General features: G+C 70.1%; 15 protein-coding genes and 1 pseudogene. 7 read left to right on the top strand and 9 right to left on the bottom strand.

Annotated elements, in window-relative coordinates:
• The first annotated feature begins 68 nt into the window (after window positions 1-68).
• Both ACTRO_RS41570 and ACTRO_RS41565 read left to right on the top strand, forming a co-directional pair.
• Window positions 69-671, top strand: a complete 603-nt coding sequence (locus ACTRO_RS41570) for a hypothetical protein (RefSeq protein ID WP_034272019.1) — start codon at window positions 69-71, stop codon at window positions 669-671.
• A gap of 135 nt (window positions 672-806) precedes the next feature.
• Window positions 807-2,393, top strand: a complete 1,587-nt coding sequence (locus ACTRO_RS41565; protein ID WP_051452203.1) for a purple acid phosphatase family protein — start codon at window positions 807-809, stop codon at window positions 2,391-2,393.
• Between the two features lie 20 nt (window positions 2,394-2,413).
• Here the strand turns inward: ACTRO_RS41565 and ACTRO_RS41560 are convergent, their stop codons facing one another.
• Window positions 2,414-2,884 carry a hypothetical protein gene (locus ACTRO_RS41560; RefSeq protein ID WP_157436741.1) on the bottom strand — a complete coding sequence of 157 codons (471 nt, stop codon included), beginning with the start codon at window positions 2,882-2,884 and terminating at the stop codon, window positions 2,414-2,416.
• 202 nt (window positions 2,885-3,086) lie between these two features.
• Here ACTRO_RS41560 and leuA point away from each other — a divergent pair, with 202 nt between their 5' ends.
• Window positions 3,087-4,895, top strand: coding sequence for a 2-isopropylmalate synthase (leuA, locus tag ACTRO_RS41555; protein WP_034272016.1), 1,809 nt, complete (start codon window positions 3,087-3,089; stop codon window positions 4,893-4,895).
• A 1,554-nt stretch (window positions 4,896-6,449) separates the two neighbouring features.
• Here leuA and ACTRO_RS41550 read toward each other — a convergent pair.
• Window positions 6,450-7,526: a hypothetical protein gene (locus ACTRO_RS41550; RefSeq protein ID WP_034272014.1), complete on the bottom strand. Its 1,077-nt coding sequence runs from the start codon at window positions 7,524-7,526 to the stop codon at window positions 6,450-6,452.
• A 269-nt stretch (window positions 7,527-7,795) separates the two neighbouring features.
• Here ACTRO_RS41550 and ACTRO_RS41545 point away from each other — a divergent pair, with 269 nt between their 5' ends.
• Window positions 7,796-9,646, top strand: coding sequence for a discoidin domain-containing protein (locus ACTRO_RS41545; RefSeq protein ID WP_051452202.1), 1,851 nt, complete (start codon window positions 7,796-7,798; stop codon window positions 9,644-9,646).
• Window positions 9,647-9,701: 55 nt separating this feature from the next.
• On the opposite strand, the gene ACTRO_RS41540 is transcribed toward ACTRO_RS41545, so the two are convergent.
• The 3 genes from ACTRO_RS41540 to ACTRO_RS41530 form a co-directional block, all read right to left on the bottom strand.
• The gene (locus ACTRO_RS41540; RefSeq protein ID WP_034272013.1) at window positions 9,702-10,589 is read right to left on the bottom strand and encodes an aminoglycoside phosphotransferase family protein; all 888 of its coding nucleotides are present in this window, start codon (window positions 10,587-10,589) and stop codon (window positions 9,702-9,704) included.
• Window positions 10,590-10,678: 89 nt separating this feature from the next.
• A complete protein-coding gene (locus ACTRO_RS41535; protein ID WP_157436740.1) occupies window positions 10,679-11,113 on the bottom strand; it encodes a hypothetical protein in 435 nt (144 codons plus the stop codon).
• A gap of 32 nt (window positions 11,114-11,145) precedes the next feature.
• Window positions 11,146-12,192 carry a LacI family DNA-binding transcriptional regulator gene (locus ACTRO_RS41530; RefSeq protein ID WP_051452200.1) on the bottom strand — a complete coding sequence of 349 codons (1,047 nt, stop codon included), beginning with the start codon at window positions 12,190-12,192 and terminating at the stop codon, window positions 11,146-11,148.
• A 185-nt stretch (window positions 12,193-12,377) separates the two neighbouring features.
• Between ACTRO_RS41530 and ACTRO_RS41525 the strand changes: the two genes are divergently transcribed.
• Entirely contained in the window at window positions 12,378-13,742 is a 1,365-nt protein-coding gene (locus tag ACTRO_RS41525) for an extracellular catalytic domain type 1 short-chain-length polyhydroxyalkanoate depolymerase (RefSeq protein ID WP_034272009.1), read from the top strand.
• A 27-nt stretch (window positions 13,743-13,769) separates the two neighbouring features.
• On the opposite strand, the gene ACTRO_RS41520 is transcribed toward ACTRO_RS41525, so the two are convergent.
• Together ACTRO_RS41520 and ACTRO_RS50615 are read right to left on the bottom strand one after the other, a co-directional pair.
• Window positions 13,770-14,939, bottom strand: coding sequence for a threonine aldolase family protein (locus ACTRO_RS41520; RefSeq protein ID WP_051452199.1), 1,170 nt, complete (start codon window positions 14,937-14,939; stop codon window positions 13,770-13,772).
• Between the two features lie 32 nt (window positions 14,940-14,971).
• Window positions 14,972-15,894, bottom strand: a pseudogene (locus ACTRO_RS50615) (discoidin domain-containing protein); the annotation flags it as partial.
• 183 nt (window positions 15,895-16,077) lie between these two features.
• Here ACTRO_RS50615 and ACTRO_RS41510 point away from each other — a divergent pair.
• Window positions 16,078-16,893, top strand: a complete 816-nt coding sequence (locus ACTRO_RS41510) for a hypothetical protein (protein ID WP_034272008.1) — start codon at window positions 16,078-16,080, stop codon at window positions 16,891-16,893.
• Here ACTRO_RS41510 and ACTRO_RS41505 read toward each other — a convergent pair.
• Window positions 16,848-17,819, bottom strand: a complete 972-nt coding sequence (locus ACTRO_RS41505; RefSeq protein WP_051452197.1) for an AraC family transcriptional regulator — start codon at window positions 17,817-17,819, stop codon at window positions 16,848-16,850. The genes ACTRO_RS41510 and ACTRO_RS41505 overlap by 46 nt on opposite strands.
• Before the next feature lie 141 nt (window positions 17,820-17,960).
• On the opposite strand from ACTRO_RS41505, the gene ACTRO_RS41500 reads away from it, so the two are divergent.
• Window positions 17,961-18,800, top strand: a complete 840-nt coding sequence (locus ACTRO_RS41500; RefSeq protein ID WP_034272006.1) for an NAD(P)H-binding protein — start codon at window positions 17,961-17,963, stop codon at window positions 18,798-18,800.
• A 9-nt stretch (window positions 18,801-18,809) separates the two neighbouring features.
• On the opposite strand, the gene ACTRO_RS41495 is transcribed toward ACTRO_RS41500, so the two are convergent.
• On the bottom strand, window positions 18,810-19,376 hold the full coding sequence (locus ACTRO_RS41495; protein WP_034272005.1) for a YbhB/YbcL family Raf kinase inhibitor-like protein: 567 nt from the start codon (window positions 19,374-19,376) through the stop codon (window positions 18,810-18,812).
• Window positions 19,377-19,407 lie beyond the last annotated feature (31 nt).

The following is a 19,407-nucleotide window of genomic DNA, read 5'->3' as shown; positions in this document are numbered from 1 at the left end:
GTGAATGAGCCGACTTGATACCGTCGCCTTGGCCGCCGTCGCCTTGGCGGCGGAATCGGGTTCGGCTCATGGCTAACATCATTCGGGGCGCCTTCACGCACAGCGGCGACGAAGTCATCGTGCGCAATCATGCCTATGTGCTCGGTTCGCGCCTCGGCGTGGCGCTGCTCGCGATCGTGGCGCTGGCCACGGGAATCGCCAGTTCCTCGGCGGCGGTCGGCGCGGGCTTCCTGGCGATCCCGGTGTTGTGCGGGCTGTTCGGCTACACCATGCACACCTTCGGGCGGCACCTCTCGATCCGGCTGAACCCGCACGGCCTGGTGCTGGAGAACGGCCCGGTCCGGCACGAGTTCGCCTGGTGGGCCGCACCGACGCTCACGCTCGGTCGCGGCCTGGAACTGAACGTGCCGGGCGGACGGTGGCCGGTGCACAGCTCGGCCTTCCCGTTCTCGGCCGGCGCCGCCGTGGCGGACTTCGCCGGGCACCGCCAGGTGCTCGCGGACATCGACGTGGCCCGCCGGGACCTGCGGGAGCGCTTCCCGGTGGACGCCGGCGCCGACTCCTGGCCGCAGTACCGCTCCCGGGTGCGGATGCCCGACCTGTGGCTGCTGCCGGCGATGATGATCGCGGCAGAGGCCTGCTACGCCCTGGGTGTGGCGCTCTCGCGTTGACCGCGTGTCAGCTTGTTAACCGTACGTCAGCCCCCTGTCCTCCTCTCGGCCACCTCCGCGTTCTGCAATGGTAGTGCGCGAATGTAAGCATCGGCTGCTCGCCGGAAGCGCCGGCGAGAGTCGAAGGAGGCCGTAGTGCCAACCATCTCCCGTCGCTCGCTGTTGCGCGGAGCCACGGCCAGCGGACTGGTCGTCGCGGCCGCACCCACAATCTGGTCGCAGCCCGCCGTCGCCGGTACCGTCGGTCCCGAGCAACTGCACCTGCAGTTCGGCCGGGACGCGGCGACCGAGATGACCGCGTCCTGGGCCACTGCGGGCTCGGTCAGCCATCCGCGGCTGCGCCTCGGCACCGCCCGCGAGGGCTTCGGGCGCACGATCGAGGCCGAGACCCGCACCTACACCGACGGTCTCAACAGCGTGGAGACGATCACCCACCACGCCCGGATCACCGGTCTGCGGCCGGACACCGCCTACGTGTACGAGGTCACCCACGACGGCGCCGCCCCGGTGCGCGGCGCCTTCCGCACCGCCCCGACCGGGCGCGCGGCCTTCCGCTTCACCAGCTTCGGCGACCTGGCCACCGGCAACCCGGTCTGGTCGAAGTCCTCGACCAACGGCCTGACCGCGATCTCCCAGGTCGAGCACTTCGACCCGGTCGTGCACCTGATGAACGGCGACCTGTCCTACGCCAACGTCAACCAGGGCAACCAGCCGGGCTGCTGGTCCGATTACATGAACAACCAGCAGGTCTCCGCGGCCAACCGGCCCTGGATGCCGGCCCTGGGCAACCACGAGGCCGAGATCGGCAACGGCGACCTCGGCTACGACTCGTACAACACCCGCTTCGAGCTGCCGGACAACGGCACCCCATGGCCGAACAACTGGTACAAGTTCCAGGTCGGCTCGGTGCTGTTCATCTCGCTGGACAACAACGAGGTCGTCTACCAGAACGGCGGCGGCTACGACGCGACCACCGGCCAGGCGATCTACGTGCGCGGCTACAGCGACGGCGCGCAGACCGCGTGGCTCGAGCGCACGCTGGCCCAGGCCCGCTCCAACGACTCGGTCGACTGGATCGTGGCGTACATGCACCAGCCGGCCATGTCCACCTCGGCCGAGGGCTCCGGCAGCGACCTGGGCATCCGCGAGCAGTTCATGAGCCTGTTCTACCGCTATAACGTGGACCTTGTGCTGGCCGGCCACGACCACGACTACGAGCGCACCTACGCTGTGCACGGCACCGACTCGGGCACCTACCTGCGCCCGACGGTGGTCTCCACCGACACCCGCGTGATCGACACCTCGAAGGGCCTCGTGCAGCTCGTGCTCGGCGGGGGCGGCACCTCCTCGCACGATGACACCTACGGCGACCCGGACCCGAACGCGGGCAACGTGCCGATCGGGCAGATCTACACCAAGCCGGCGACGTACAAGGCCGTCGCCGACGAGACCGAGGACGCCACCTGGTCGGCCGTGCGCGACACGGACACCACGCACCCGTGGGGCATCGCCGTGTTCGACGTCGATCCGGGCGGGCACCCGGGCGACGAGACCTCGATCACGATGACCTACTACCACACGCCGGCCGCGACGGCCGCGAACCCGTACCCGGCGCCGGTCGTCTTCGACACTTTCAAGGCCGTGCGCCGCCGCCGCGACGGCTGGGGCCACGGCGACGCGCACCACCTGGTCGGATCGCAGGGCCACAACTCACAGCACTGAGTCGCGCGGGCAACTCCGCGTCAGGCTGCTTCCGCCCGGTCGGGTTCGCCCGGCCGGGCGGTTTCGGCGGCGGCCGCCGCTGCGCGCACCTGCAGAAGCCGAAGATCCGAGGCCAAGGTGGCCAACAGCTCTCTGCGGGCGGCGCGCGCCTTCCTGAAGCGAGACCACCAGTCCAGCAGCGCTACTCCCGTGACGGCCCCCGCGGCGCCGGCCGTCGCCGGGCCGGCGGACACGGTCGGCGACCGCCAGGCGCCGAACCACAGCACCACCGTCACGACGGAGACGTACACGCCGATGTCGGCGAGCGCCCGGTGGCGAATGGCCCATCGACGCGAGCGCGGCACGGCAGCCCGCGCCGCCCAGTACCCGAAGCCGAGCGCCACCGGGATCCCGAAGCTCGGCCCCTTCCCGTACCACTCCGCCCAAACCAGGGCACCGAGGACGATCAGTGCGAGCACGCGCGCGCAGGCGGCAGCCCGCTTCCTCTTCATATTCACACATTACCGTCCTGCCGAGTCCGGACGCTACGCGATCGCATCGCGGGGGTCTGCTACGGTGGGCGCAATGTTCTTCCGCGGTCTTCTTCTCGAGCGCCGCGGCGGGGTCTGAAAAGACCGGCACCCCGCCGCGGGGTTCGGTGCTGCCGGTCTGCGTGTTTTCCCGCCAAGACCGAAGCGAAGGACACCGCGACCCATGTCTGCCCCCTCCTCGTTCCCGACGCTGCACGCCCCGTCCGGTCCGGTACCGCCGGACGCGCCCGCCTGGAACCCGCAACGCCCCGGCGCGATGCCGAGCCACCGCTACCGATCCGCCTACGACAAGGTCTCCGTACCGCTGACCGACCGGGCCTGGCCCGCCCGGCGGCTGACCGCCGCGCCGCTGTGGGTGCCGGTCGACCTGCGCGACGGCAACCAGGCCCTGGCCGAACCCATGGACACCCCGCGCAAGCGGCGCATGTTCGACCTGATGCTCGCCATGGGCTACAAGGAGATCGAGGTCGGCTACCCGTCCGCGAGCCAGACCGACTACGACTTCGTCCGGCACCTGGCCACCTCCGGCACCCTGCCCGACGACGTCACGGTGGTCGTCTTCACCCCGGCCAAGCCGGATCTGATCGAGCGCACCTTCGCCTCGATCGAGGGTCTGCCGCGCGCGATGGTGCACATGTACACCGCGACCGCGCCGACCTGGCGGAACGTGGTGCTCGGTTACGACCGCGCGGGGCTGCACCAGCTGATCCTGCGCAACGCCGAACTGGTGGGCCAGCTGGCCGACCGGCACCAGGCCGGCCCGGTGCGCCTGCAGTTCTCGCCCGAGGTTTTCAACCTGACCGAGCCCGACTACGTCCTCGAGGTCTGCGACGCTCTGACCGAGCTGTGGGACGCGAGCCCGGACCGCCCGGTGGTGCACAACCTGCCGGCCACGGTGGAGATCGCCAGCCCGAACGTCTACGCCGACCAGATCGAGTACATGCACCGGCATCTGGCCCGGCGCGACTCGGTGATCCTGTCCGTGCACCCGCACAACGATCGGGGCACCGGCGTGGCCTGCGCCGAACTGGCCGTGCTGGCGGGCGCGCAGCGGGTGGAGGGCTGCCTGTTCGGCAACGGCGAGCGCACCGGCAACGTGGACCTGGTCACCCTGGGCCTGAACCTGCATGCGCAGGGGGTGGACCCGATGATCGACTTCTCCGACATCGACGAGATCCGCCGCGTCGTCGAGCACTGCAACCGGCTGCCGGTGCACATCCGCCACCCGTACGTCGGCGACCTGGTCTACACCGCGTTCTCCGGCACGCATCAGGACGCGATCAAGAAGGGCATGGCGCACCACGCCGCACAGGCCGCCCAGGCCGGAGTGCCGGAGCACGAGCACCCGTGGAACGTGCCGTACCTGCCGATCGACCCGGCCGATGTGGGCCGCGGCTACGAGGCGGTGATCCGCGTCAACAGCCAGTCCGGCAAGGGCGGCGTCGCCTACCTGCTGCAGACCGAGTACGGCCTGGACCTGCCGCGGGCGCTGCAGCCGGAGTTCTCGGCCCTGGTACAGCAGACCACTGACGCCAGCGGCACGGAGGCGACGGCCGAGGACCTGTACGCGCTGTTCACCGCGACCTACATCGCCCCCGGCACGGCCGGCGCGGTGAAGCTGAACCGCTGGAGCAGCAACGAGATCGCGCCGGGCGCGCATGAGTGCGTCTGCTTCCTGTCGAACGCTGATTCGGAGGAAGAGCTCGAATACCGCGGCACTGGCAATGGTCCGCTCTCCGCGTTCATCAGGGCCCTGGCCGACTTCGGCCCGAAGGTGGACGTGCTGGCGTACGTCGAGCACGCGGTCGATTCCGGCCTGGACAGCGCGGCGGTGTGCTACGCCCAGTGCCGCATCGACGGCGTGGTCGGCTGGGGTGTCGGGCTGGACACCTCCGTGCTCGCGGCCTCGGTGCGCGCGGTGCTGAGCGCGGTGAACCGGGCGGGCGCGTCGAGCGATTTGATGATCGGCTGAGTGTTGGTGGGAGGTGGTGGCCGGTCGGGTCGAGGTGGTTGTCTGGGTGTGGGCGGCTGCTTCGCGTCGCCCGTCTCATCTGACCACCCACCCACCCGTTGCGTTCGCGGGCGAGCTGCGGTTTCAAGATCTCGCCTCCGGCGGGGGCCTTTGCCTCGGAGAGTGCCGGGGTCTGTGGGGTGCTGGCGTTAGCGGGGCGGGCTGAGGTCCGGGATGGTGAGGTTGCGGGGGTGTGGTCTCTCCTCGGCCGGTCCCCGGAGGCAATCAGGAACCTGCCGGGAGATCAAGCGGCGGAGGCTTCCGCTCATGCTCGATCCTGCATCGCGCCGCTTGACCTCCCGGCAGAACCCTGATCGGGCTTCGCCTGCCCGACCGAGGAGAGAGCCCACCCCCTGAGGTCCGGTGCGAGCTGCGCTCGGGCCCGGGTCCCGGCCGGTGGCCCGGCCGCGCTCGATCCGGAAGAATCCTGCATCGCCGTAATCCGGCCATCCCGACTCTCGATCCGCGCGGTCGAGTCCCGTGTCGCGGTCGATGCGGAAGGATTCTGCATCACCTTGACCCGGCCATCCCGATCCTCGATCCGCCCGAAGGGTCGGCGCCCGGGTCGCCCTTGATGTCGGATCCTGCACGGCCTCGGCGCGATCGACCCCGATCCCGGATCTCGCGGCAGAATCCCGCAGGCCGGCCGTGCACGATGCGGAAGGATTCTCCATCACCCTGGTCCGATCGGCCCGGAGCTCACGCAACGCGCAAGATCGCGCGGCACGGTCGCACGCCGAGGACAATTCCTGCACCGTTTTCGGCCATACCCCCGCCGCCGCCTGCCCAGCCACCGCGTCCACCACCCCTCCCGTCGCAAGTCCCGATCCCCCGTACATTTCCATGCTAGACACCACCACCGACAAAAGCCGCGTATCCGGCCTTTGCCGGTTAAAGAAAATCCAGGATATTTCCGGGGAACTCGGGCGCGCTCCCCGACGTTGAAAGGGGTAGAGAAGAGAAGCGCAGCCCAGAACGGCGATGCATGATCGTGCATCAAGCGCGACCGGGCCACAGGCCGGGACTCGGCCGGAGCGCAGCTCGCACCGGACCTCAAGGGGTGGGCTCTCTCCTCGGTCGGGCAGGCGAAGCCCCATCAGGGACCTGCCGGGAGGTCAAGCGGCGCCATGCAAAATCGGCCATCAGCTCAGGCCACCGCCGCTTGAGCTCCCGGCAGGTTCCTGATTGCCTCCGGGGACCGACCGAGGAGAGAGCACACCCCCGGCACCCGACCACCCCGAACCCCAGGCCGCCCTGCCACGCCGGCAACCACGGAGCCTCGGCACTCTCTCCGAGAGAAGGGCCCCCGCCGGAGGCGAAATCTTGAAACCCCAGCCCACCCCACCCACGCAACGGGTGGGCGGGTGGACAGACGAAACAGGGCGACGCGAAGCGGCAGCCCACACCCTGACCCGACACGTCATCCCACGCCCCACCAACACCCAGCCGATCATCAAATCGCAATAGGTTATGCGGACGCGGGGCCCGCCGCTGGCAGGCGGCGGGCCCTGCGGGTCATGACTGGCCGAGGAGTCCGTCCATGTCGCTGGAGGCGGAGAAGTAGGTCTGCAGCAGCGCGCCCAGGTGCGCGCCGGACGCGGGCTTGGCCGTCAGCCGGACCGTGGTGACGCCGTTGACCGGGCTCAGAACCGTGGCTTGGGGATCCGTCAGCAGGGTCGACCACGGGGCCTTGATCCGCTCGGAGAGGCCGGTGCCGATCTGCGTCTTCCAGGTCGCCGCCATGGCGGCGGCCTGCGCGGCACTGGGCACCTGGACGCAGAGCTCTTCGCTCGCGTCCGCGGCGCTCGGGGCAAGCAGGCCGATGCCGAGCAGTGACGCGTTCGCGGTGCCGCCCGTCCGCGGTCCGATCATCGCGGCCAGTGCGGGCCCGAGGCAGTCGGCCACCGCGCCCATGGCGCCGCCGGACAGCGGCGTGCTCACCGGGCCAGCGATCGCCTTCACGTCCGCGCTCGATCCGCCCAGCGTGATCCGGGACGAGGAGACCAGCAGGACATTGAGGTTCGGCAAGCCGGTCGGATTGTCGACATTCGCCTCGTCGTCGCCGCCGATGCTCCACAGGTCGCCGCCGTCGGCCGTGCCGTGCTGCTTGAAGCCCTCCTTGGAGAGCTTCGAGCCGACCGCGGAGGCGTCGAAGTCGTTGTAGTCCACGGTGATCTGATGCGGCTCGTTGCCGACGGCGGCCGCGGCGGTCACCGCCAGCGGGTCGAAGCCGAGGGGGCTGTCCGACAAGGAGGTCTGCGCGGCGAAGGAGGACTCGCCGAGGCCGACGTAGGCGAGGAGCGGCCCGTTCGCCTTCTCGCCGCCGTCGAGCGCGACCAGCTGCTTGACGTCGCCGAACTCGGCGTAGTCGGTGTCCCAGGAGGTGGCGGGCAGCTGAGCCAGCGCCTGCGCGATCGTCGTCGGCACCCCGCCCGCTCCCCCGCCCGACAGTCCGCCGAAACCGCCGCCCGACCCGCCGCCGGAGTTCCCGCTCGAGCAACCGGCGAGCAGCAGCGCCCCGGCGGCCACCCATGCGACGGCCTCTGATATCCGGATCCAGCCCCCGCCGCCGCTTCGCCTTCCGAGCGCCATGGCCGCCTCCCCTCGCCTCGAAACGGTCCGCCCCCATCGAACCCTGCGAACCTGCGCAGGCTATATGAACTCTGACGTGCTCGCCAGGCGCGCACGGCCCGGCGAAGCGACCCCGCACGCCGCCACGGCGCCGGTTCCGGAACCGTTTTCCCCGGTGAAACCGGGTGCGGAGCTGTTGACACCGCCGCACCGGAGCATTACACAAGGCCTAGTCGGAGAGCGCTCTCCCACCTTCGTCTCCGGCATCCTTTTTCTCCGCAGGAGTAGCAATGACGCGATCCTCGCGCTATCGAGCACATCCGGACCCGAGACGGTCCACCCGGATCAGGGCCCTGGTCGCCACCGCCGTCGCGGTGGCGCTGTCCTCGGCCACGCTGTTCGTGGTGGCCTCGCCGGCCCAGGCGGCACCCGCGCTGCTGTCGCAGGGGAAGACGACCACGGCCTCGTCCCTGGAGAACGCCACCTTCCCCGCCTCCAACGCCACCGACGGGAACACCGGGACGCGCTGGTCCAGCGCGTTCAGCGACCCGCAGTGGCTGGAGGTGGACCTCGGCGCCACCGACACCATCAGCTCGGTGACCCTGGACTGGGAGGCGGCCTACGCGACGGCCTTCCAGATCCAGACCTCCACGAACAACTCCACCTGGACCACGATCTACTCCACCACGACCGGGACCGGCGGCGACCAGTCCCTGACCCTGACCGGCACCGGCCGCTACGTCCGGATGTACGGCACCGCGCGGGCCACCCAGTACGGCTACTCGCTCTTCGAGTTCCAGGTCTACGGCTCCACCGGCGGCTCGGGCTCGTCCTGCGGCACCGCCGACGCGGCGCTCAACCAGCCGACCACCTCGTCCTCCCTGGAGAACGCGACCTTCACCGCGGCGGCCGCGACCGACGGCAACACCGGCACCCGCTGGTCCAGCGCGTTCAGCGACCCGCAGTGGCTGGACGTCGACCTCGGCAGCACGAAGTCGATCTGCGGGGTGAGCCTCGACTGGGAGGCCGCCTACGCGACCGGCTTCCAGATCCAGGTCTCGAACGACAACTCCACCTGGACGTCCGTCTACTCCACGACCACCGGGACGGGCGGGACGCAGAACCTGACCGTGTCCGGCAGCGGCCGCTACGTCCGGATGTACGGCACGGCGCGGGCCACGCAGTACGGCTACTCGCTGTGGGAGTTCGACGTCTACGTCCAGGGCGGCACGGCCTCCTCCAGCCCGTCCGCCTCCGCCTCCGCCTCCCCGTCGCCGAGCTCGACCGGCACCGGGCCCACCGGCAACGGCGAGCCGCCCGCCGCGTTCTGGGGCAACACCGCCGCGATCCCGGCCGCCACGAAGGTGCTCGAGGTCGCCGTGGTCAACCAGACCAACGGCCAGTACCCGGACAGCGAGGTGTACTGGAGCTTCAACGGCCAGACCGAGTCCATCGCCCAGCAGCCTTACATCGACATGCCGGCCAACTCGGCCGGGCGGATGTACTTCTACCTGGGCTCCCCGAACAGCCAGTACTACGACTTCATCGAGTTCACCGTGGGCACGTCCTCGATCAACCTGGACACCACCCGGGTGGACCGGTTCGGCCTGAAGCTGGCGATCCGGCTGCACGGGCACGACGGCTCGAACCAGGACATCGGCGAGAACTACGCCACGTTCCAGGAGAGCCGCACGGCCACCTTCAACCGGTTCGAGAACTCGGTCCCGACCGAGTTCAAGGAACTGGCCACGGACCAGGCGCCCTACGGCATCCCGTCGCCCGGCAACGACCCGGCCTTCCAGCCGGGCGGCGCCTACGCGAACTACTTCACCAGCTACGCGGCGGCGAACGGCGACACGTCGGACACCACGGCGCAGATCTTCGGCTGCGGCGGCACCCTGGCCGCCAACCCGACCCTGTGCTCCGCGCTGAACCGACACGTGGCCGGGCTCTCCACGGCGCAGCAGAACACGCCGAGCCTGTACTACCAGTCGGCTCCGGCGAACTACTACGCGCAGTTCTGGCACCAGAACGCCATCAACGGCGTGCAGTACGGCTTCCCGTACGACGACGACAACGGCCAGTCCTCGGACATCTCGATAACGAACCCGCAGTACATGGTGGTGGCGGTGGGCTGGTAAAGCCCTGATCCGCTGACACGACGGCGGCGGGCGGGGCCCACGCCCCGCCCGCCGCTCACAGGTTTTCGGCGAGCAGCGCCTCGACCAGCGCGCAGGAACGCCGAGTGCGCTCCGGAGCCCGGTCACGGTAGTAGGGGATCGCGAGCAGTTCGATCGACAGCGCCCAGCCGAGTCCGCGGGCCCAAGCAGCGTCATCGAGATCTGTTTCAGCGCGGAAGACGGCCCGCGCCTCGCCCTCGAAGACGTACCAGGCCGGCAGCAGGTCGCCCGCTGGATCGCCGACGCGCAGGCCGCCGAAGTCGATGACGGCGCTGAGCCGGCCCTCGTGCGCCAGGATGTTGCCGCGCATCAGGTCGGAGTGGATCAGAGCCGGTTCACCGGCCCAGTCCGGCGCGCTGAGGCAGGCTTCCCAGAGTTCTGTCACGCGGTGCGGGTCGAACTCGTCCCGCAGCTGGTCGATCGCCTCGCGCGTCGCCGCGTCGCGCGGCGCCAGCGGCCTGCCCCGGCTGTAGAGCGTCTCCGGCGGCAGCGGGGCGCCGGCCACGTGCAGGGATCGCAGGGCCCAGATGAACGCGGCGAGGTCCGCGGCCGCCCGCCGGTCCGAGGCCATCTCCGCCGAGACGGACGCGCCCTCCAGCCACCGGTACACGCCCCAGGTGTACGGGTATCCGCAGCCGGGCTCGCCGATGGCGATCGGCTCGGGCACGGCCAGCGGCAGGTGCGGGGCGAGCTTCGGCAGCCACTGCAGATCCTGCTCCGACTGCCCGGCGTTGTACGCGGTGCGCGGCAGCCGCGCCGCGAGGTCGTCGCCGAGCCGGAAGGTGACGTGGTCGGTTCCCGACTCCTGAACCGCTCGCGGCACCCGATCGGACCACTGCGGGAACTGGCCGGCCAGGAGCTTCGCCACCAGCTGCGCGTCGATATCGGCTTCGTCGTCGTGCATGGGCGGGACTCTGTCTAAGGACACGGACCAGCAGCCTGCCATGCCCGCGAGCCGATCTCCACCGGGTTTACGCGCGGGCGGGAGAGCCTCTAGATCTCACCCATGGGTGTGAACGTCTTTCCACAGTCCTTGCCCACCTGCGCGACGTCGCTGTCGAACGAGCCGTAGTCCTTGGGATCGGACGACTGCGCGGCCTCGAGACCGAGGATCTTCACGTCCGTCAGCACGAGGGAGATGTCGATGCTCAGATCCTTCAACTGCGTCTCACCGCTGTAGATCGCGTCCAGGGCGTCCGACAGTTCGCTCCAGCGGTCTTCGGTGCCGTTGTTCGGCAGGGTGCCTGCCTGGAACCTGTGGTACGCGGTGGCGAACTCGGAGCAGGCGGTGGCATCGGTCACGGAGCCGACGCCCACGGTCGCGGTGACCAGGTTGACCGGCAGCGCCGTGGGTTTCTCCTTGCTGCACCCGGAAAGCACGACCACGACTCCGAGAACCGCGCCGGCCGACAACAGGCTTCTACGCATCGCGCGAGCATATACGAGTACGTGGATTCCCGTCAGCTGCTCCGCGGCGGCGCGGTGCTCTGGCGCACCATCAGCTCCGTGGTCAGCTCGAGCCGGGTGAACCGGGGCTGCTCGCCGCGGCCGATGGCCAGCATCATCTCCGCGGCGGCCGCGCCCATCTCCTCCAGCGGCTGGCGGACGGTGGTCATCGGCGGGCCGGCCCACTGGGAGAAGGGGAGGTCGTCGAACCCGACGACGCTCAGGTCCTCCGGGATGCGCACGCCGGCCCGGCGGGCGGCCTCGTACACGCCGTGGGCCTGCAGGTCGTTGGCGGTGAAGACGGCGGTGGGCGGGTCCGGCAGGGCGAGCAGCGCGGCGCCGTCCTGCAGGCCGCCCTCGACGTAGAGGGTGGAGTCGCGGATCAGCTCCGGGTCCACCGGGATCCCGGCCATCTCCAGCGCGGCGCGGTAGCCGCCGAGCCGGGCCCGGCAGCAGGGCCAGACCACCGGGCCGTTGATCATGGCTATCCGGCGGTGGCCGAGGTCGATCAGGTGGCGGGTGGCGCTCAGGCCCCCGCTCCAGTTCGCCGCGCCCACGGACGGGGTCTCGTGCAGCGGTTCTCCGGTCGGGTCGAGCACCACCAGCGGAATGCCGCGGGAGGCCAGCTTGGACTGCTGGGCCACGGTCAGCTCGGAGAAGACCGCGATCACCCCGGCCGGGCGGCGCGCGAGCACCTGCTCGGTCCAGGCCCGGCCCGGGGTGAGCCGGCCCTCCATCTCGGTGAGCACCACGGCCAGCTCGTTCGCCCGCGCCACCCGCTCCACACCGCGGATGATCTCCAGCGCCCACAGGCTCTCCAGGGCGTGGAAGACGAGCTCGACGATCGCGGCCGGCGCCTCGGTCTCCGGCCTGCGGTAGCCGTGCTCGCGGATCACCGCCTCGACCCGCTCGCGGGTGGCCAGGGCCACGCCGGCCTTTCCGTTGAGCACGCGCGAGACCGTGGGCACGGAGACCCCGGCCAGCCGCGCGATCGCGGCGGCGGTGGTCACCCCGGCATCGCCGCGCGCGCGGCCGGGCTTCGGGCCAGGCATATCAGTCATCGCGCTCAGTATAAGCATACGGCCGACTGACGATCACGGCGTGGATGACTGAAAATTTCATCGCCTGTCATGGAAGCTTTCAACCTCGCTAGCTGTGTGTTTGACTCCGATGGTCGGTGGTTCTACCGTCTCGAGGGCTGATGAATCAGTGTTCTGTTCGAAATCTTTCGGACCAGGAGCTCAGGATGAAACACAGATTGCGGGCGCTGGGAGCAGCGCTCACCGCCGCCGTCACGGCGGCGGCCACGATCACCGCGGTCGTGGCGAGCGCGCCCACCGCCGCCGCGGCCTCGTTGGTGCAGGTCACCAACTTCGGCACCAACCCGACCAACCTGCTGATGTACGAGTACGTACCCAACAACGTCTCGGCGCACCCGGCCATCCTGCTCGCGCTGCACCAGTGCACCGGGACCGGGCCGGGCTTCTACTCCGGCACCGCGTTCGCCTCGCTGGCGGACCAGTACGGGTTCATCGTCATCTACCCGACCGCGAACCGCAGCGGCAACTGCTGGGACGTCTCGTCCTCGGCGGCGCTGTCGCACACCGGCAACAGCGACCCGGCCGGCCTTATGTCGATGATCACCTATGTCGAGCAGCACAACAACGGCGACTCCAGCCGGGTCTACGTCACCGGCGCGTCCTCGGGCGCGATGATGACCAACGTCATGCTGGGCGACTACCCGAACGTCTTCCAGGCCGGCTCGGCGTTCATGGGCGTGCCCTTCGGCTGCTTCTACACCGGCACCGTGGACGGCTGGAACTCCGCCTGCGCCAACGGCCAGAGCACCATGACCGGGGCGCAGTGGGCCCAGCAGGTCTACAACGCGTACCCGGGCTACTCCGGCGCGCGGCCGCGGATGCAGCTGTGGCACGGCACCGCCGACACCACGCTGAACTACAACAACTTCGGTCAGGAGATCCTGCAGTGGACGACGGTGCTCGGGGTGAGCTCGACGCCGACCACCACTGACAGCCCGGCCGCGAACTGGACCCGGACCCGGTACGACAACGGCTCCGGCACGATCGAGGTCGAGGCCTACAGCATCGCCGGCCAGGGCCACGTGCTGCCGATCGAGGGCCAGGGGATGGAGCAGGACGCCATCCACTTCTTCGGCCTCGACGGCTCCTCCACCGGCGGCAACCCGAGCCCGAGCCCGTCGCACAGCGCGAGCCCGTCGCCGTCCGCGACCTCGGCCTCGCCGAGCTCCGGCCCGACCACCGGCGGCGGCGGGTCCGGCGCGTGCAAGGTGACCGACACGATCAGCGCCTGGAACACCGGCGAGACCGAGAACCTCACCGTGACCAACAACGGCGCCGCGATCAACGGCTGGACGCTGAAGTTCACCCTGGCCTCCGGCCAGGTGATCACCCAGGGCTGGAACGCGACCTTCACCGGCACGTCCGGCGCCGTGTCGGCGACCAACCTGAGCTACAACGGCTCGATCCCGGCGGGCGGCACGGTCACGTTGGGCTTCAACGCCAACCAGACCGGCAACTCGGCGGCTCCGACCGGCTTCACGCTCAACGGCGCGGCCTGCTCGGTGGGCTGAGCACCGAGCCGTGCGCGGCCCGGCGGGTCAAGCCTCCGACCCGCCGGGCTCCGCGCGCTCCAGGAGGTCGCGGAGCGCGGCGCTGATCTCCGCCGGTTTCCAGGCGAGCGCCGCCGTGGCGGCGGTGACCTCGGTGTACGCGGTTCCGGGCGCCTGCCCCGGGGCCCAGCGTTCGAACAGCCCGGTGCCGGTCTGCGCGATCTGCTCGATACCGGCGCGGCGCATCGCACGGGCGTCGAACGGGACCCACAGCCGGAACTGGTGGGTGTGCGGCGGCTCGGGGTGGACGCGTACGCCGCGGACGTCGGCGCCGACCTCGGCGAGCGCGGCCGCCACGGTCTTGGCGTGGGCGACGTACTCGGGCAGCCGCGGCAGCTCCCGGTCCAGTCCGATCAGCGCGCTCAGCACGGTCGGCCACTGCTGGAAGACCTGGCCGCCGTAGCGGTGGCGCCACTCCTTGAGCCCGGCGACGAATTCCTCCGGCCCGGCCACGGCCGCGCCGCTGACGCCGCCCAGCGACTTGTAGAAGGACACGTACACGGAGTCGGCCAGATCGGCGACCTCCGACAGCGGGCGGGCGTAGTGGACCGCGGACTCCCACAGCCGGGCGCCGTCGAAGTGGACTCGGGCTCCGCGCTTGTGGGCGGCGTCGGCGACAGCCGCCAGCTCGTCCCACTCCGGCAGCAGGAACCCGGCGTCGCGCAGCGGCAGTTCGACGCTGAGCGTGCCGAACGGTTCGGCGATGGAGCGCAGGTCGGCGGCCGTCGGGTTGCGCGGCTCGGCCGTCGGCCAGACCCCTCGCAGCCCGGTGAGGTCGCGGTAGGCGTGCCGCTCGTGCACCTCGAGGTGCGAGAGCGGGTGCGTGGCGAGGACGTCGCTGCCGGTCTCCAGCGCCCAGCAGCGCAGGGCGACCTGCTGGACCATGGTCCCGGTGGGGAAGTATGCGGCGGCCGGCTTGCCGAGCAGGTCGGCGACGCGGCGTTCGAGCATGGCGACGACGCCGTCGCCGTACACGTCGGGCCGCTCGTCCAGCAACGCTCCCCCGTCGCCGCCGACAAGCTCGCCCGCGCGCGCCACCAGGGCGGACAGGCTCTCGCCCATGGTCGTGGCGGGCGCGCCTGACAGGCGTCGGGCACAGCCGCGCAGCGCGGTGCGCAGGTCTGTGACGAGGTCATTACCGGAAAGCTGATCTTCCATCCGACCAGTCTGTCATGGCGCGCTCGCGCCTTTCACCCTGCGTAGACCTGGAACTCGGAGATCTGCCCGGCCGGCCACTCGGTGTTCGCGGTGAAGCTCAGCCGCACATAGCGCGTCGTGGTCGACGGCAGCGTGATGCTCACCGAGTTACCGGTGGACGGATTGAAGGTGTAGCCCGTCGCCCCGACGATCGAGGTGAACGTCGAGTTGTCCGTGCTACCGAGAACCTGGATCGTCTGCGTACGCGTCGCCCAAGACGAAGACGGCGGCAGCGCAACGTGATCGAGCCGATCGAGACGGCTGAGCCGAGGTCCACCTGCAACCACTGCGGGAACGCGTTGTCCGCGGACTCCCAATACGTGTTCGGATTCCCGTCCACGGTGTTCGCCGGGACGTAGCCCTGTGTGGAACCGCTGGCGCTGGTCGGCTTGCCCAGCGCGAGATTCGCGTTCGCGGGCGGCGGAGTGGTCGTGCCGACGACAGGCTGTGTCGGGCGGACGTTGGTGAGCGCGATCTGGCCCTTGAGCATGCGTCCGCCGTCACCTGTGAGACGCATGTAGTAGTCCGCGGAGCAGGCGGTGCCGTCTTCGTTGAGGGCGTAGAGGCCTGAGTTGGTGGGCACGGTCGACTGGTCGGGCGCGGTGTTGACGATTTGGTTACCCTCGCCGAACTCGTCGAACATCGAGATGTAAATGCCCTGAGCTCCCACGCGCACCATGTTGTAGAACTGCTCCCACATGAAGTCGCCGTGGGCGCGCTGGTTGGCCGAGAGGTCGCCGGGCAGGACGCAGGGCTGGTAGTCGATGCCGTTGGAGTTGCACTACGACTGGTCGCCTACGTTGACGTTGTTGTAGAAGCTGCCCGAGTCCGCTGCGGTGCTGATGCGTCCGACCATCCACGGCGAGATCATGTTGAAGGCGGCGTACGTGCTCAGATATCCCGAACGCGAGTCGTTGGAACTTTCGAAATATCTGCAAGCAATGCAGCAAGAAATTGCGGATCATGGCTTGGGTATCAGTGCCCGCGACCGCTCGGACCGGACCGGCCGCACCCGTGTCCGGTGTCGGCGCCCGGTGGTACGCTCCGCCTGCTCCTCGACACACGCGGTGATCGAGGATCTTGAAGTCAAGGGGGTACCATGAAAGTCAGTCGAAGGCTGAGATACGTCGGCGCGGCGCTCGTGCTGGTGGCCGCGACCGCCCAGACGGCGAGCGCGAACACGGCTCTGGCCAACGGCGGGGTGAGCACCGGCACGGCCGCCCAGAACTACCAGTACACCGCGACCTGGGACTACTGGTCGGTGACGGCGATAATCCCGACCACGACCTCGAACTACGAGCTCTACCTCTACAATTCCGCCGGCACCTATCTCGGCGCCAGCACCTACGGGGCCGGATACACGGATTTCATGGCCGTGGATTCGAACACGGGCACGGAAAGCGTGCCGCAGACCTACGATCCCGAAGTCACCGACGCGAAGACCGGCAAGTACTCGATCCAGGCCGACTACGGCACGTCCGAGGTCCAGATCAAGACTCCGACGCATCAGGGGACGACGGGTTTCTCCGATCCCGATATCAGCTTCATCGCGCTCGACAGCGACGACGTGGTGTCGATCTCGGACGTCTACCTGACCGCCGGCGAGTCCTTCTGGGCGGTGAGCCCGAGCGACGCGAACGAGCTGTACCTGCTCGAGGCGGACCCGAGCTACTCCTCCACCTGGGTCCAGAGCCGGGCGATCGCGACGATCCGCCAGCACACCAAGGTGATCGACAACTGCACGCTCTACACCGCGTCGATCACCGGCTGGCACGCCCTCGTCCTCGTCGACGACGCGCAGCCGGTGAACACGAGTCCGCAGCAGGGCATTGCCATCGGCCTGCACGCGTACGATCCGACGCAGCCGAACTACTGCCCCATAGCCGACTTCCCGGCCGCCACGCCCGCGCCCTGACCTTCCCCCGCTGAACGCCGAAAACGTCCCGGCGCGAGTCCGTACTCGCGCCTGAACGCCTTGGCGAAGGCGAACTCCGAGGTGTAGCCGACCTGCCGGGCGACCGCGCTCAGCGGGACGTCGGACTCCTGCAGCAGCCGCCCGGCAGCGGTCATCCGCCACCAGGTCAGGTACGCCAGCGGAGGGATGCCGACCAAGGCGGTGAAACGGTGCGCGAAGGCCGACCGGGACATTCCGGCCCGGTCGGCGAGTTCCGCGACGGTCCAGGGCCGCTCACACCGCTCGTGCAGGTCGGCCAGCGCACCGAAGACGGCCGGGTCGTCGATCGCGGCGGCCCAGCCGGTCGGGCGCTCGTCTCCGGCGCGCACCTCGAACCAGGTGCGCAGGATCAGCAGCAGCATCGCGTCGACGAGGGCCGGGACGATGCCGTCCCGGCCCGGGCGCTGCTGTTCGAGTTCTGATCCGAGGAGTTCGACGGCTCCCGGGAGTCCGCGGCTGCGCACCTGCGCCGCCGGCAGGTGCAGGAGCTCGGGCAGATCCCGCAGCAGCGGATGCGGACGGGCTCGGCCGAGCTGGTAGGCGCCGCAGAGCAACAGCGCGCGAGGACCGGAGCCGGCGATCTCGACGCTGCCGATCATCGTGCCGGGCTGCCAGCCGGCGGGTGCGAAATCCCGCAACGGCGTGGCCGGATCGTCGGCCAGGCCGTGGGCGCTGCCGTGCCGCAGGAACACCACGTCGCCGGTTTCGAGGCGCAGCGGGGCGCCGGCCGCGTCGGGCAGCAGCCAGCAGCCGCCGGCCAGCACGACGTGGAAGGTCGAGCCGCCGACCTCGCGGAAGCGAAGACCCCACGGGGCGTGCACCTCGGTGCGGGCGGAGCGGGCCGGCCCGACGCTCATCGCCGCGAGGGCGCCGGCGAGCACATCCATGCGCTCATGCTAGCGCCGGATGCCGGACGATCAGACATGTTTCACGGATCTCAGGACATTCATCGTCCGGCCATAGGGACGTAGCGTAGGAGACGTCGGAAACGAAGAGTCCTGCGAGACTACGAATCAGGGAGCGATGACATGGAAGTCCTGGTGATCGGTGCCAGCGGAAAGACCGGCACTCAGGTGACCGGCGCGCTGCGTTCTCTCGGCGCGACGGTCCGCGCCGGCGGGCGCACCCCCGGAGCCCCGGCCGACGGCGTCGTGCCGGTGCGCTTCGACTGGACCGACCGCGGCACCTGGGCCGACGCGCTCGGCGACGCGGAAGGGCTCTACATCGTCGGCCCGACCGCTCAGCCCGACGCCGACGTCCTGGTGCGCGAGCTGCTGGCCGAGCCGGCCGGGGTCCGCCGGGTCGTGCTGCTCTCGGTGCTCGGCGCCGACCGGCTGCCCGAGGTCGTCCCCATGGCCGGCTGGGAGCAGGACGTGCGGAACTCCGGGAAGGAGTGGACCATCCTGCGGCCCAACTGGTTCCAGCAGAACTTCGGCGACGGTGCCTTCACCTCGCCACTGCGGGACAAGGGCGTGCTGGAGTTGCCCGACGGAGACGCCGCGCTCAGCTTCATCGACACCCGCGACATCGCCGAGGTCGCCGCGATAGCCCTCGTCCGCGGCGGGCACGGAGGCCGCACCTACGACCTGACCGGCCCGCAGTCGCTCACCTACACCGAAGCGCTCGCCGTGCTCGGTTCCGCCGCCGACCGCGAGCTGGCCTACGTCGCCCTCGACCCGCAGCAGCACTCTGATCAACTGCGCGCGGCCGGTCTGAACGAACGGTTCGTCATCTGGCAGCAGGGACTGCACACGCTCATCCGCGATGGACTCAACACGCCGGTGACCGACGCCGTCCGGCAGATCACCGGTCATGACCCGCGCTCGCTCGCGGACTACGCCGCCGAGCGCGCCGGAGCCTTGCGCTAAGCAGGCAGCTCAGCGGATCTCGTAGGTGCCGTCGAGCCGCGCGCGGCCCAGCACATGCCCGGCGATGGCGGCGACCACCTGGTCCAGGGTGAACGAGGCGGGCAACTCAAGGGCCTGATCGACGGCGAAGAGCTGGAAGACGTAGGCGTGCGGCCCGTGCGACTTGATCGGCATGGGGCCGGCCCAGCCGCGGCGCCCCAGCGGACCCTTGCCGTGCCGCAGGCCGGGAACGTCGCTGGGGTGGGCGAACGCGTTGTCCGGCAGGCCGCCGAGCGCCGGGTCGATGCCGAGGGTGAGCGCGTGGGTCGCCGGCTTGCCGAAGGGGACGTCCGGGTCCTGCGCGATCAGCACGAGTTCGGCCGTGCCGGACGGCGGCGGCGTCCAGGCCAGGGCGGGCGAGACGTTCGCGCCGAACAGCCGGCCGCGGTAAGCCGCCGGGATCGGGCCTCCGTGCTCGAACACGGGGCTGGTCAGGGCGAAGTTCTCCGAGGCCGCCAGCTCGGGGCGGGCCCAGACGAGGGTGTGCTGGCCGGCACGCCGGTTGCGCAGCGCGACACCGAGGGGGTTTGCGGGCATGGCTTCGCATCCTTCTGGCCGAACGGACTCT

This window comes from Actinospica robiniae DSM 44927 (assembly GCF_000504285.1).
GTDB lineage: Bacteria > Actinomycetota > Actinomycetes > Streptomycetales > Catenulisporaceae > Actinospica > Actinospica robiniae.
The sequence above is the reverse complement of the archived record's forward strand: the minus strand, read 5'-3'. Positions and strand labels throughout refer to the sequence as shown.

Excerpts from the sequence above, each read along its gene's own strand:
- ACTRO_RS41530 (WP_051452200.1), bottom strand. The coding sequence starts at position 12,192 with ATGACTGATATGCCTGGCCCGAAGCCCGGCCGCGCGCGCGGCGATGCC.
- ACTRO_RS41510 (WP_034272008.1), top strand. The coding sequence starts at position 16,078 with ATGAAAGTCAGTCGAAGGCTGAGATACGTCGGCGCGGCGCTCGTGCTG.
- ACTRO_RS41540 (WP_034272013.1), bottom strand. The coding sequence starts at position 10,589 with ATGCACGACGACGAAGCCGATATCGACGCGCAGCTGGTGGCGAAGCTC.
- ACTRO_RS41495 (WP_034272005.1), bottom strand. The coding sequence starts at position 19,376 with ATGCCCGCAAACCCCCTCGGTGTCGCGCTGCGCAACCGGCGTGCCGGC.
- leuA (WP_034272016.1), top strand. The coding sequence starts at position 3,087 with ATGTCTGCCCCCTCCTCGTTCCCGACGCTGCACGCCCCGTCCGGTCCG.
- ACTRO_RS41535 (WP_157436740.1), bottom strand. The coding sequence starts at position 11,113 with ATGCGTAGAAGCCTGTTGTCGGCCGGCGCGGTTCTCGGAGTCGTGGTC.
- ACTRO_RS41545 (WP_051452202.1), top strand. The coding sequence starts at position 7,796 with ATGACGCGATCCTCGCGCTATCGAGCACATCCGGACCCGAGACGGTCC.
- ACTRO_RS41525 (WP_034272009.1), top strand. The coding sequence starts at position 12,378 with ATGAAACACAGATTGCGGGCGCTGGGAGCAGCGCTCACCGCCGCCGTC.
- ACTRO_RS41570 (WP_034272019.1), top strand. The coding sequence starts at position 69 with ATGGCTAACATCATTCGGGGCGCCTTCACGCACAGCGGCGACGAAGTC.
- ACTRO_RS41550 (WP_034272014.1), bottom strand. The coding sequence starts at position 7,526 with ATGGCGCTCGGAAGGCGAAGCGGCGGCGGGGGCTGGATCCGGATATCA.
- ACTRO_RS41560 (WP_157436741.1), bottom strand. The coding sequence starts at position 2,884 with ATGAAGAGGAAGCGGGCTGCCGCCTGCGCGCGCGTGCTCGCACTGATC.
- ACTRO_RS41520 (WP_051452199.1), bottom strand. The coding sequence starts at position 14,939 with ATGGAAGATCAGCTTTCCGGTAATGACCTCGTCACAGACCTGCGCACC.
- ACTRO_RS41505 (WP_051452197.1), bottom strand. The coding sequence starts at position 17,819 with ATGGATGTGCTCGCCGGCGCCCTCGCGGCGATGAGCGTCGGGCCGGCC.
- ACTRO_RS41500 (WP_034272006.1), top strand. The coding sequence starts at position 17,961 with ATGGAAGTCCTGGTGATCGGTGCCAGCGGAAAGACCGGCACTCAGGTG.